Consider the following 13,135-nt stretch of genomic DNA (forward strand, 5'->3'; position numbering starts at 1 on the left):
TCGAGGAGCTTGCCTCGCTCTCCGTTTCCGGGAGGTTGTATCGTGAGGTCGACGCGGCTAAACGCTTCGAGCTTGGAGAAGCTCTCCACTAGAGCGATGCCGTTGACTTCATGCGCGACGGCTTGGTGGGTGTGCCCACCGATGAACACGTCGACCAACCCAGGCTCCATCTTCTGCAGCAGCTGAATTGCTTCGCCGCTCATGTCGCAGCTCGCGAGATCTTGCGCATGCTCGAACGCCGTGCACTTGCCTCCGATGTGCGCCGTGACCACCACGACGTCAGCGCCCTGATTGCGGAGCCGCGTGGCTTGCTCGGTGATCGCCGGGAGCGGATCGAGGAAGTCGAGGCCTTCGAGATAAGCTGGCAGCACGATGCTCGACGTCTCGGGAGTGGAGAGCCCGACCAGACCAATCTTCGTGCCGCGCACCGTGATCATCACGCTGGACTGGAGGTTTTTCCACTCGGGGAGGCGTGTGGTGCCCTTCTGCACCATGTTCGCGGACAGGAAGGGGAACTTCGCTTCAGCGATGCGGGCTCGGAGCGCACCCTGAGGATCGCCGCTGCGCGCGTCTCCAAGCGGTCCAAAGTCGAACTCGTGATTGCCAACCGCGGCTGCGCTGAAGCCCAGGCGGTTCATCGCCTGGATCATCACGTCGCCTTCGCCCAAGTTCGACTCGAGGCTGCCTTGGAAGATGTCGCCGGCGTCGAGCAAGAGCAGCTCGCGGGTGCCGCGCTTTTGGTTACGCAACTGGTCGACGTAGCCCGCGAACAGCGGCAGCCGCTCGACCGCGCCGTGCATGTCGTTGGTGCCGATCAGGCTGAGCTGAAACGGCGCCGGCGGCGCCGCCGGAGGGCTGCTTGGGGCCGTCGTGTTCAGTACGCGTTTCCCCGGTGCCTGGCTGCCGCCACAACCCGAGACAGCGCCGACGCAAAGCGCGACGCTGCACCCTAACCCCAAAAACCAAAACTTGCGGCTCATGCGCGGACCTTTCCTGTGTCTCTGCGTGCTCGACTAGCTTGAAACGACGAGCGTCAGCTCAGTTTTCCGCGAGCATGCCCCGCAGGCGCTCGGGCGCGACCTTGTATTCCGTGCGGCAATAATCGCACTGGATCTCGAGCACCTCGCCGTCCTTCACCAAGTCTTCGATGTCGGCGTGAGGGAGACTCGCTAGGGCGCCCATCATCGAGGCCTCGCTGCACCAGCAGTTGAAGCGCACTTCGCTCTCCTCGAGGCGGGTGAACGGCATGCCGTAGAGCAGCTCCTGCATCAGGTAGTCTGGAGAGAACTCCGGCTGCTGAATTTGCTTCGCGATGCTGCGGAAGTCTTCGAGACGCTCAGTCATCACGGCCAGCGGTGCCCGCCCCACTTCCGGGAGGAGCTGAACCATGTAACCACCCGAGGCGACTACATCCTCTCCATGCATGATGGTGTCGAGAGCGATCATGCTCACCACCTGCTCGGAGTTTTGCATGTACGCCATGAAGGCCGTGGAGATCCCGCCACCGTCGGACGACGCATCGACGACGCCTTGTTGCAGCTTGCCGCTGGAGAGCGAGCGCATGACCTGAATGCGAGCGCCGTTGCCCAGGCTCACCTCCGTCTGGCTCTTACCCAACTGGACGAGCCCACGGGTGTCTCCCGATGGATGCGAGTCCGCCACGATGCGACCGGTTGAACCACTTCCGCTGAGGATCGCTTGAACCCTCAAGGAAGGCGACATCGTCTCGCGAAACAGCACTGCTCCGGTGAGCATGTCGCTCAGGTACTCAGTGGTTTTACCAGTCGTGCCCTGAGCGGCGCACGCGCCACGCACGGTGTGGGTCGTCGAAGCCGTAATCACCCGAAATGAGCCGTCATCGGTGATTGCGCGGACCACGCTATCCGCTGCGCTATGAAGGGGGGTGCCAGGCTTTGGACCGGAGGGGGAGTCGGACATTTCCGTCGAGCCTACGCCCTGGCACTCTTGCCGTCGAGGCAACCAGGTGAAACAACTCGCCCCCGGCTTGGTCCTGACACGGGCCTCGCTGTGGGCGATCCAGCTGTGAGGCGGGCGGCCAAACCACTGGCGGCGCCGTCGACTCGAGAGGAGGGCCTCTTGCCCAACGCGTACATTTCCGGAACCGGTTTCTATGTCCCACCGCGAGTGGTCACCAACAACGACCTGCGGGAGCAGTACGGGATCGACACCACCCACGAGTGGATCGTCGAGCGCACCGGAATCGAGGAGCGCCGCTTCGCCGCCGACGGCGTAGGCACCGGAGAGATGGCCGAGCACGCCGCACGGCAGGCGATTGAAGCTGCCGGCCTCGAGCCCAAAGACATTGGAATGATCGTGCTCGCCACGCTCTCGCCGGACTTTGCGTTTCCTGGGTCTGGCGTGCTGCTTGGACAGAGGCTTGGCTTGTGCGACGGGGATGGCGCGACCTTCGTGCCCGCTCTCGACGTGCGCAACCAATGCTCTGGCTTCCTCTACAGCCTGGGCACCGCGACTTCGATGGTGCAGTCCGGCAACCTGAACCACGTGCTCGTCGTCGGTTCCGAGACCCACTCAGCGGCTTTGGATTTGACGACCCGCGGGCGCACCGTGTCCTGCCTGTTTGGCGACGGCGCTGGCGCTTGCGTCGTCAGCGCGACGGACGAGGATCGGGGCGTACGCAAGTGGCACCTCGGCGCCGATGGCCGCTACGCCGAAGCGCTGTGCCAGAAGGTCTGGGACATGCGCAACAAGCCGTTCATTCCTCAGGATGCGGACGGCAACGGTATCGTGAGTCCCGAGCTGATGTGGGCGCACATGGAGGGCCGCAAGGTCTTCAAGAACGCTGTGCAACGCATGGCTGAGAGCCTGATGCGCGTATTCGCTGCGGAGAATCTCACCCGAGACGACGTGGACCTGTTCGTGTTCCACCAGGCCAACCTGCGCATCAACCAGTACCTCGCGAAGGAAGTCCTCGGTATCCCCGAGGAAAAGCTGGTGAACAACATCATGCGCTACGGCAACACCACTGCGGCGACCATCCCGATCCTGCTCGCCGAGTCCGAGCGCAACGGCAAGCTGAAGCGCGGCATGAAGGTAGCGATGGCTGCCTTCGGCTCGGGCTTCACCTGGGGTGCCGCAGTCGTCGACTGGTAGGCCGAAGGGACTCACTGCGCAGCGCCGTCCGGTTGCACCCGTTTCGGGTCGGTTCGGGCGGCGCAGACGCGTCATGTTCAGTTCAAGAGCTCTTCGTCCATGAGCTCTGGGGTCACGGGAGTGGAGACGCGATAGCGCTCATCCAGCCAGTTTCCCAGGTCGATTAGCTTGCAGCGGGCGCTACAAAATGGGCGCGTCGGGAAGTCCGGCGGGACGTCTTCGAGCACCGTCTGGCAGTGGGGACATTCGATGCGCATGGGATCGTTCTGAGCCAGTCCGCCGTCCGTGGCAAGGGGGGCTTGGGTGAGGGCAGCGCCTGAGCTATGACGCGGGGCACCGGAAGCGCGGACCAAAACGCAGCCAGTGGCCAGAGCGGCGGCGTGCTAACGGCTGAGAAACCAAGGACCCAATGACACGAGACTTGCTACTGGAAATTGGCGTAGAGGAGCTGCCCTCCTCGTTCGTTGCTGGCGCGCTCAAGGCACTGCCCAAGCTGGTCAAGGATGAGCTGTCGAGCTTGAGGCTCAAGCACGGCGGGGTGTGGGTTGGCGGCACTGCGCGCCGACTGGCTGTCATCGTGAGCGAGGTCGCGGAGTCGCAGCCAGATCTAGACGAAGAGGTGCTGGGGCCGCCGGCGCGCGTTGCGTTTGACGCGGATGGCAAGCCGACGCGAGCGGCCGAGGCCTTTGCGAAGAAACTTGGCGTCGAGCTCTCTGCGCTGAGCCGCAAGGAAACGCCGAAGGGTGAGTACCTTTGCGCACGCAAGCAAGAGCAGGGTGCAAGCGCGACTGAGCTACTGCCAGACGCGCTGACTCGGGTCTGCGGCGCGATCCCCTTTCGCAAGAGCATGCGCTGGTCGGACGGGGACGTTGCCTTCGGGCGCCCCGTGCGCTGGCTGGTCGCGTTGTTCGGGGAAGAGGCGCTCCCCCTCGGTTTCGCTGGTGTTGACTCGGCGCGCACGACCCAGGGGCACCGCTTTCTAGGTAAGCAGTTCGAGGTCGCAGCGCCCGGCGCTTATGTCGGTGAGCTTCGGGAGCAACACGTGTTGGTCGACTCCAAGGAGCGCGCCGATAGCATGCTGGAGAAGCTGCGCGCGGCGGCCAAGGAGATCGGCGGCGAGCTGATCGAGGATCAGTTCCTGGTAGGTGAGAACCTCTCTCTGGTGGAAGAGCCGCACATCGTGGCGGGCGGTTTCGAGGAAAGCTTCCTCGCGCTGCCCGAGCGCGTCGTGCTGGACGTTGCAAAGGACCACCAGCGCTACTTCGGAGTGCGTGGCAAGGACAGCAAGCTTTTGCCGCGTTACCTCGCGGTAGTAAATACTGCCGAGAACCCCGGGAACGTGCGGCGCGGAAACGATCGAGTGATGCGCGCCCGCCTCTCCGACGCAAAGTTCTTCTACGACGAAGACCTGAAGCATCCCCTCGAACAGCGGAAGCAGCAGCTCGACGCTGTCGTGTTCCACAAGTCCCTGGGCAGCGTGGGAGACAAGGTGCGGCGGATCCAGGCGCTGGTGCCTCAGCTCGCGAACCTGGTCGGAGCAACCGCCGTGAGCGATGTCGCCGTGGAAGGTGCTGGCCTCGCCAAATGCGATCTGGTCACGCTGATGGTCGGCGAATTCCCCGAGCTTCAGGGCGAGATGGGCATGGCCTATTCGCTCAAGCAGGGCAAATCACCTGAGGTCGCAGCGGTGATCGCCGAGCACTACTTGCCGCGCGGTGCTGACGACGGAACGGCGCCGAGCGACGCGGGCGCGCTGGTGGCGCTCGCGGATCGGCTCGACACGTTGGTTGGCTGCTTTGCCGTCGGACTCATCCCAACCGGAGCGGCGGATCCACTGGCGCTTCGTCGAGCCACCTTGGGTTGTCTGCGCACGCTGCTCGACAAAAGATGGTCCATGTCTCTGGCGACGGCTTTCCGCGCGGCATATGCTGGATACTCTGGGGTCAAGCTGGGTCAGAACGCAGAAGAAACGTCGAGCAAGCTCGCCGACTTTTTCCGTGACCGCCTGCGTGGGCTGCTGGTTGACCGCTTCCCTCAGGATGTCGTGGACGCGACGTTGGCGACCGGAGCGGACGATGCGCATGATGTCGAGCTGCGTTGCGCGGCGTTGGCCGCGATGGATCCGGCGCTCCGCGCTACAGCCGGCGAGGTGTTCAAGCGCGCGGCGAACATCGCAAAAGACGCGACGAGTGGTGCGATCAAATCGCCCGGTGAGCTCCAGGACAGCGTCCAAGCGGAGGAGCTGGCGCTCTTTGACGCGTTTGGCGTCCTCGGAAAAGCGCTCGACGAAGCTGGCGCCGACTACGGCCGCGGTATCGCGGCGATTGCCGCCTTTGCGCCCACGCTGGCCGCGTTTTTTGAGGCCGTCTTCGTGATGACGGATGATCTTCCCCTGCGCGAAAATCGACTGCGGCTGATGCGGGAAATCGAGACCCGTTGCTCAGCGATCGCCAACTTCAATCTCCTCGCGAAGAAGTAGCCGGCTGGCGCACCGCGGCGTACGCCTTCGGATTTGAGAGCTGGGGGGGCGTTCGCATCCGGAAAAAGCCTGCGATCACCGCCGATTTGCCGCGGAGGGCGGTCCAGGAGTTCGTGCTGCGTAGGCGCGAACCAGCAGAACTGCGCGCCCGGCAGCCGCGACGAAGCAGCAAAATTCCCGGCGGCTTTTTTCGCTCGGCTCCGCCTAGGCTCTTTGGAGCCGCGCCGGCTTTGATCGCAATAGCTGGCTACCCACGGTCTGGGGTGTGTGAAGTGCGCGGAAAACACAGCGGTTCGCCCGCCTTCGCAGGCCATCGGGTGCGGCGCTCTGAGCGGATCTCCCACCTGCTTGTCAGATTCGCACGATCGGCCGGACAGACTCTCGCTCGAAACAGGAGAGTGATGTAGACTCAGTCTCGTGCCGCCTAAGCAAAATGGACCGGGGAATTTGCCTTCGTTCACCAAGAGTGCGCGAGGCATGCTTAGTAAGTCTGAAGACGCCGTCATCGAGAAGGCTAAGTCGAGCTGCGATGAGGATGTCCTGGGGGATGATCTAGGTGGGGTGATCCCCGCCCAGCATTGCTCTCACGGCAGCCACGGCAGCCACGGCAGCCATGGTTCTCATGGCAGTCATGGCAGTCACGGGTCTCATGGTAGCCACGGCAGCCATGGTTCTCATGGCAGTCACGGCTCTCACGGCAGTCACGGCTCTCACGGCAGCCACGGTTCCTGGTAGTCGGATCTGCAGTCGCTGCGTTTAGTTGTTCCTGGCAGCTGAGCACCAGGGGCGACTGAGGCAGCCACTACCAGAAGCGCTGCTAGCCCCGCACCTCGTTGAGGTAGCGGGGCTTACGTGCGTCTGAGGGCTGGGCTCTATGGCTGCGTCTCAGAGCGCCTTCAACGCCTGGCGCGCGGCTTCGATGGTGCGGTCGATGTCGCTCGCGTCATGCGCAGCCGAGATGAACGCTGCCTCGAATTGTGACGGCGGCCAAAGGACGCCCGCTGCGAGCATCCTTTGATGCCACGCGGAAAAGCGCTCCTTGTCGCACTGGCTAGCCTGGTCCCAGCTCGTCACCCGACCGTCGTGGAAGAACAGGGTCAGCATCGCACCGACGCGCTGTACGGTCGCCTTGATGTTCGTGTCGCTGAGCGCCTGCTTGAGCCCTGCTTCGAGCCGCGCCGAGGACGCCTCAAGCTGCTTGTAGACGTCCGGCGTCAGGGCGTTGAGCGTGGCAAGACCCGCACTGACCGCCAGCGGATTACCGCTGAGCGTGCCCGCTTGATACACCGCCCCCAGCGGAGCGACGCACTCCATGATCTCTCGTCGACCGCCGTACACGGCCAAGGGCATCCCGCCACCGACCACCTTGCCGAGGCAGGTCATGTCGGGCTTGAGCTTGTAGCGCTCCTGCGCCCCCCCGGGAGCCAGCCGACAACCTGTCATGACCTCATCGAAGATGGAGACCGCGCCAGCGTCGGTACATAACGAGACCAGGCCCTCGAGGAATCCGGGCTCCGGAGGCACGCATCCCATGTTGCCAGCGACCGGCTCGACGATCACCGCGGCGATCTCCGAAGCACGGTTGTCGAACAGCGCTTCCAACGCGCTGAGGTCGTTGTAAGGCATGCTCAGCGTGTTCTGCACCATGGCCTTCGGCACGCCCGCTGAGTCGGGGTTTCCGAAGGTCGCTGCCCCGCTGCCAGCCTGCACCAGCAAGCAATCTGCGTGACCATGGTAGGCGCCGTTGAACTTCACGATCACATCTCGGCCCGTGAACCCCCGCGCGACGCGCAGCGCGCTCATCGTTGCCTCCGTGCCGCTGCTCACACAGCGCATCATCTGGATGCTCGGGTACAGCTCCATCACCCGCTCTGCGAAGCGCAGCTCAAGCTCCGTTGGCGCGCCGTAGGAGAGACCACGTTCGGCGGCTTCCTGGACGGCCTGGATCGTCGGAGCGTGGGCGTGACCAAGCAACGCGGGGCCCCAAGAGCCGATGTAGTCGACGTACTCGCGCCCGTCGGCGCTGGTGATTTTGCTGCCCTTGGCGCTCGCCACGAAAATCGGGTGCCCACCCACTGCGCGGAAGGCGCGTACGGGGCTGTTCACGCCGCCTGGCATGCGCGCGGCGGAGTCCTTGAAGAGTTGTTCCGAGCTGGTCATTGCCAGCAGGGTGTTGAAAAACACCCTGCCAATCAACAACAACCTGCGAAGCGGCGTCGTCAGCCGCCCAGGTGCTGCATTCAGTCGACGTGGCGACGTGCGCGGTCGACCAGCTGGGCGCGCCAGGCTTCGATGCGCCCCAAGACGTGCGCCGGCCAGCGCAACCGGGAGATGCGCCCGAGCAGGTGGGGTGTGTGGTCACCCCCTCGCGAGCGCTCCCCGAACACCTCGCTCGCCGCCTCCACGGAGTCCTCCGCGGCATCCAGCTCGCCCAGCTCCAACTGCAACCAGGCCCGGGTGAGCAAGAAGTGTTGCCGCGGCTCGGCTTCTTCCACGTGGATTTGTTCGGCTTCCAGGAGCACACGCTGAGCCGTGTCGCGGTCATGTCGCGCCAGTGCAACCTGACAGGACAAGAGCTTCGACTCCAGGTGCCCCCACGGGTCGCTCATCTTGGTGAAGAGCCTTTCGGCTAAATCCGCGTGGATTTCTGCCATGTCCAGGTCGTCGGTGTCGATGCCGATCATCGCCAAGAGGCGCTCGCAAGCCGCCTGACCACGCACGTTGCCGAGCGCCTCGAAGGCGCTGAGCGCGTCTACCGCGCCCACCTCCGACGAGTAGAAGTTCATCAGCCGATGCTCGAGGTGCGCCAGGGATGCATCGGCCTGGGCGATACCCAGCCGGTAGCCGGCACGCTCGAACTCGTTGCGCGCTTCGAGGGTCAAGCGGCGCGAGCGCTCCGTATGACCCTCCGAGTGGTCCACCCAGCTCAACAGCAATAGGCACTGCCCGCGGCCGAGGGGCTGATCGACGGAGTGAAAGTGGTGCTCGCCTTGAGAGACAACTTCCCGCGCGCGCTCGTAGTTGCCGAGGAGGTACTCGATTTCCCCGATCACCGCCTCGCACTGCGCTTGGCCGAGCACGCTTCCTTGGCGCTCGAAGAGCTCACGCGCGAGCTGCACCAAGAGCAGGCCCTCTGCGCTTTGACCTCGCTCGCTCGCGAGGTGCCCGAGGAGGCGCAGGCAGTGCGCCATGTTGATCTCGTCGCCCGCTTCTTCGAAGCTGGTGCGCGCTATTTCTGCGTGGATACTAGCTTCTTCGGTCTGCCCAACGTGGCGCAGCGCTTCTGCGCGCCAGCGATGCTTGAGCGCTAGGGAGCGCCCGGTCACGTTCTTGAGCAGGTCGAGGTCTGCTAGAGTCGCCTTGGGTTCTCGAGCGCCGTTCCACGCACGACCCAAGAAATCGAAGAGCAGCCCGGCGGCGGCATCGGGTAGCCCTGCCTCGAGCAGGTTGTGGACGCGCAGCCTGACGATGCGTCGAGTGCCCGCCTGGGGGTGATGTCCCAGCGCGCGTGCGGCGGTCTCGAAAACAATGCGCGCGTCGCCGCGTTCGCGCAGGCGTGTCAGGAGGTGCTCCTGCAACAAGGCGTGGGGCCAGCTGTAGCGACCGGCTCCGCGCGGCAAGATGATTTCCGCGTTCTGCATGCTGGTCATTGCCGGAGCAGCAGGCACGCCCAAGTCGTTGAGCAGCGGACCGATGATGTCACGCCTCAGATCGCTGCCCAGGGTTGCGACCGCAAGCGCGCCCAAGCGGTGCTCTTCAGGCAGCGCGTACAAGCGTTGATCCCACAGCTCGGCCGTCGTTTTGGGGCGCAGAGCAAGCACCTGCTCCGACACCCGGTAGCCGCTCTTGGTGAACTCCATTTCGCCGCCCAGCGCCCACGCATGGAGTTGTTGCAGCGCGAACAGCGGGTTGCCGCGGCTGCGCTTGGCGGCCTCGGCGACTGCGGCGTCGTCCAGCGGTAGCGCTGCGCGCAGCAAGGACTGCGTGGTGTCCGCGTCCATCGCGTTGACTTCGATCACTTCGCCGTCCATCGCTTCGCGGAGCTGGCGAATGCGCTCCGCCGCGGGCGCACCGATTTGCACGTCTTCGCTGCGCACCGTGGCGACCATCACGATGCGCTGATCGGGCTCTTCCGCGTGGATCTTATGGAAGCCGTCGAAGGTCGCCTCGCTGGCCTGGTGCAGGTCGTCCAGCCAGAAGAGCAGCGGGCGCTTGCGCGCGATGCGACGCAAGGTGTAGCGGATCACCAACCGGCGCACCTCGAGGGTGTCCAAGGTGAAGCGCACACCGCTCGGGCCAAGGGGGCGCTCGGTGTCTGCCGGTGTTGGGCGAATCCACTCGGCGGCGCCAGCTACCCAGGCGCGACCGTTCTTGTCTGATTTGCCAACCTTCCAGCGGCTGAGCAGCGAGCGCTCGATGGTGTCGCGATCCGTGCGCTCGAAATTGAAGTGGGTGATGGTCGCGCCGAGCATGCCGTCGAGGGGACCACGCACCGTGCGATAGCGCGCCTTCAAGGGCACCATCGTGCCTTCTTCGTGCACGGCTTCGCACAGCCACTCGGCGATGCGGCTTTTTCCGACGCCGGCAGAGCCGACCAGGATCACCAGGCGGTGAGGCGGACCATGTCCGTCTACGACTTGGTCGCAAATCTCCCGCAAGTGCGTGCGGATCTCTTCCCGGCCGACGATTGGGCTCGGGCGGATGCTGAGCAGACCAGGGGCACGCTCCGGCGCTCGACCGAGCTCGCGCGTTGGACCTCTCCCCCCCGAACGCCGAGTGGTGATCGGCTTGCCACTGGTGGAGCGCAGCTCAGGGAAGCGCCACATATCCGTGGGGATATCGATGCTGGGCCGCCACTGGGACCAGACCATGCGTGCTTCGTTGGCGTACTCGTAGCGATCCCAAGGCCGCTTCGCGAGCAGGCGCATGACGAAGTCGCTGACTTCCTTCGGGGCATCGATCACCAGCTTCGGTTCGGGCGGTGGCTCGAATGCGTGCTTCTTCAGCAGTTCCTTCGAGGTGCCGCGGAACGGCGAGCGGCCACACAGCATCTTGTAGAGGATGCAACCCAGGCTGTAGAGATCCGTCGCGCCGCACACGTGGTGCATCTCGTGTTGGATCTGCTCGGGCGCCATGTAGCCCGGCGTGCCTGCGCCTGCGTGAGGCGCGAACTCCATGGCCTTCTCGCCGTCGAGGCGTTCGTCGTGGGGATCTTGCTTCAGCCACGCGAGACCAAAGTCGAGGATGTGCACCAACGGGGGTGAAGCTTCGACCTCTTCCACGAGCACATTGGACGGCTTGAGATCGCCGTGGACGATGCCGCGGGCGTGAGCGTGCGCCAGCGCACCGAGCACCTGATCGACGATCATCCAGATGATCGGGAAGCTGAGACGAACCTGACTGAGGTCGTGCAGCGACGCGCCAGCCACGAGCTCCATGCCGAGGTACGGCGAACCATCCATCAACTGACCGAAGTCACGGGCGCGAACGATGGCGGGATGGTTCAGCGCAGCGAGGGCGCGCGCCTCCTTGTAGAACCACGCGATGTACTCGTCGGCGAGCTTGCCCTCTGGCGGGATCACTCGCTTGATGGCGACGTCTTCACCCGTGGCTTGATCACGGCAACGATAGACGATGCCCATGCCGCCTTCGCCGAGGACGTTCAACACCTCGTAGCGTTGAGCGATCACGTGGCCTGGAAGGACCGCGAGCTTGTGCTCCTTCGCAGGCTCCGGCCGGGAACGATCGCTGAGCACCGCGGCGGACGGGATACTTGGTGGTGCCTCGTCAGAGAGCGGCTCCGCGTCGATGGTCTGCGGCGCCTCTTCGATCTCGCTCGCTTCCGAAGCAGTGGGCGCGCCTGCGCCTCCGGCTTCACCTGACTGCTCGACGGATGCTTCCGCGGCGTCGCCCTTCGCTTGGGCTCGCTCTTCGCCCCCTTCGGCCATAACGGCGCGAGAGTGTAGTCAGCCGGGGCGCGCCGTCGATAAGAACTCGCCCGCATTTGTTGGAGCGTGTCGGACGCTCGGACGCCAATCGTCGCGTGGGGCACGTGTGCGTATGCCGCCCTTGCTCCAGCGACGCCTTCGTGGTTGCGAAGGCTCGTGTTTCTTGGGGGAGAGAACGCGCTTCAATCCAGCGTGAATCGCCGTTCAGTCCGCTGACCCTCGAGCGCCGCAATACGCTGGTTGGCTCTTGGAAGCGGAGGCGCTATGGGGACGCCATGGCTAGGCGTACGTTGAACGATCCCCCGCTCACCCAAGCTGATCCCGAGATCGCCGCGCTAATTGCGGCGGAAGAACGACGCGAAGTCGACAAGTTCCGACTCATCGCGAGCGAGAACTACGTCTCCCGCGCGGTGCTCGATGCGACGGGCAGCATCCTCACCAACAAGTATTCGGAGGGCTACGCCGGCAAGCGCTACTACGAGGGGCAGCAACTGATCGACCAGATCGAGGAGCTCGCCATCTCGCGCGTGAAGCAGCTCTTCGGTGCCGAGCACGTCAACGTGCAGCCCTACAGCGGCAGTCCCGCGAACCTCGCGGTGTACCTCGCATTCTGCAAGCCAGGAGATCCAGTGCTCGGTCTCGGGCTCCCAGCCGGTGGCCACCTGACCCACGGTTGGAACGTGAGCATCACCGGAAAGTACTTCAGCAGCGTTGGCTATGGCGTGCGGCGTGAGGACCAACGCATCGACTTCGACGAGGTGGTGAAGCTCGCGCGCGAGCACAAGCCGAAGATCCTCTGGTGTGGGACCACCGCCTATCCGCGCACGTTGGACTTCGCGCGCTTCCGGGAGATCGCCGATGAAGTGGGCGCAGTCTTGTGCGCCGACATCGCGCACATCTCAGGACTCGTCGCCGGCGGCGCTCACCCGAGCCCAGTCGGGATTGCCGATGTCGTGACCACCACCACACACAAGACCCTGCGCGGGCCGCGTGGCGGCATGATTCTGTGCAAGGCCGAGCACGCCAAGGCCATCGATCGCGCGGTGTTCCCGGGGCTACAAGGCGGCCCTCACAACCACACGACTGCTGGTATTGCCGTTGCCGCAGGGGAAGCGTTGCGCCCGGAGTTCAAGGACTACGCCCACGCGGTGGTTGAGAACGCGAAGGCCCTAGCCGAAGGCCTGAAGGGCCGCGGCTTCGATCTGGTCACTGGCGGAACGGACAACCACCTGATCCTCGTCGACCTCACGAGCAAGCGAGTACCGGGCAAGGTCGCGGCGCAGGCGCTGGATCGTGCGGGCATCGTGGCGAACTACAACTCGGTTCCTTTCGATCCTCGGAAGCCGTTCGATCCCTCCGGTCTGCGCATCGGCACGCCTTCAATCACTACGCGTGGTATGGGTGTTGAGGAGATGAAGAAGCTCGCCGAGTGGATGGACCGCGTCGTCGCGGCACCGGAGGACAGCGCCGCCGTGGAGGCGGTTGCGGCAGAGGTCAAAGAACTTTGCGCCGACTTCCCGCCCCCGGGGATCCCAGTCAACTAGCGTGGGAGGCGCCGAACTCCGCTACTTCGCTT

At 64.5% G+C, this 13,135-nt stretch carries 9 protein-coding genes; 4 read left to right on the forward strand and 5 right to left on the reverse strand.

What is annotated here, in order from left to right:
• Together H6718_28185 and H6718_28190 are read right to left on the reverse strand one after the other, a co-directional pair.
• Positions 1 to 980: metallophosphatase (locus tag H6718_28185; protein MCB9589327.1), on the reverse strand; the 980-nt coding region annotated here is incomplete at its 3' end.
• Positions 981 to 1,038: 58 nt separating this feature from the next.
• Positions 1,039 to 1,938, reverse strand: coding sequence for an Hsp33 family molecular chaperone HslO (locus tag H6718_28190; protein ID MCB9589328.1), 900 nt, complete (start codon positions 1,936 to 1,938; stop codon positions 1,039 to 1,041).
• A gap of 159 nt (positions 1,939 to 2,097) precedes the next feature.
• On the opposite strand from H6718_28190, the gene H6718_28195 reads away from it, so the two are divergent.
• On the forward strand, positions 2,098 to 3,132 hold the full coding sequence (locus H6718_28195) for a ketoacyl-ACP synthase III (GenBank protein MCB9589329.1): 1,035 nt from the start codon (positions 2,098 to 2,100) through the stop codon (positions 3,130 to 3,132).
• Positions 3,133 to 3,209: 77 nt separating this feature from the next.
• On the opposite strand, the gene yacG is transcribed toward H6718_28195, so the two are convergent.
• Positions 3,210 to 3,389 (reverse strand): DNA gyrase inhibitor YacG, encoded by a 180-nt coding sequence (yacG, locus tag H6718_28200; GenBank protein ID MCB9589330.1) that lies wholly within the window; start codon positions 3,387 to 3,389, stop codon positions 3,210 to 3,212.
• A gap of 152 nt (positions 3,390 to 3,541) precedes the next feature.
• On the opposite strand from yacG, the gene H6718_28205 reads away from it, so the two are divergent.
• On the forward strand, positions 3,542 to 5,611 hold the full coding sequence (locus tag H6718_28205) for a glycine--tRNA ligase subunit beta (protein MCB9589331.1): 2,070 nt from the start codon (positions 3,542 to 3,544) through the stop codon (positions 5,609 to 5,611).
• Positions 5,612 to 6,088: 477 nt separating this feature from the next.
• Positions 6,089 to 6,346 carry a hypothetical protein gene (locus H6718_28210; GenBank protein ID MCB9589332.1) on the forward strand — a complete coding sequence of 86 codons (258 nt, stop codon included), beginning with the start codon at positions 6,089 to 6,091 and terminating at the stop codon, positions 6,344 to 6,346.
• Between the two features lie 150 nt (positions 6,347 to 6,496).
• Here H6718_28210 and hemL read toward each other — a convergent pair whose 3' ends face one another.
• Together hemL and H6718_28220 are read right to left on the reverse strand one after the other, a co-directional pair.
• The gene (gene hemL / locus H6718_28215; protein ID MCB9589333.1) at positions 6,497 to 7,771 is read right to left on the reverse strand and encodes a glutamate-1-semialdehyde 2,1-aminomutase; all 1,275 of its coding nucleotides are present in this window, start codon (positions 7,769 to 7,771) and stop codon (positions 6,497 to 6,499) included.
• A gap of 80 nt (positions 7,772 to 7,851) precedes the next feature.
• The gene (locus tag H6718_28220) at positions 7,852 to 11,559 is read right to left on the reverse strand and encodes a protein kinase (GenBank protein MCB9589334.1); all 3,708 of its coding nucleotides are present in this window, start codon (positions 11,557 to 11,559) and stop codon (positions 7,852 to 7,854) included.
• A gap of 275 nt (positions 11,560 to 11,834) precedes the next feature.
• Here H6718_28220 and H6718_28225 point away from each other — a divergent pair, with 275 nt between their 5' ends.
• The gene (locus H6718_28225) at positions 11,835 to 13,103 is read left to right on the forward strand and encodes a serine hydroxymethyltransferase (GenBank protein MCB9589335.1); all 1,269 of its coding nucleotides are present in this window, start codon (positions 11,835 to 11,837) and stop codon (positions 13,101 to 13,103) included.
• Positions 13,104 to 13,135 lie beyond the last annotated feature (32 nt).

The organism is Polyangiaceae bacterium (assembly GCA_020633205.1).
GTDB lineage: Bacteria > Myxococcota_A > Polyangia > Polyangiales > Polyangiaceae > JAHBVY01.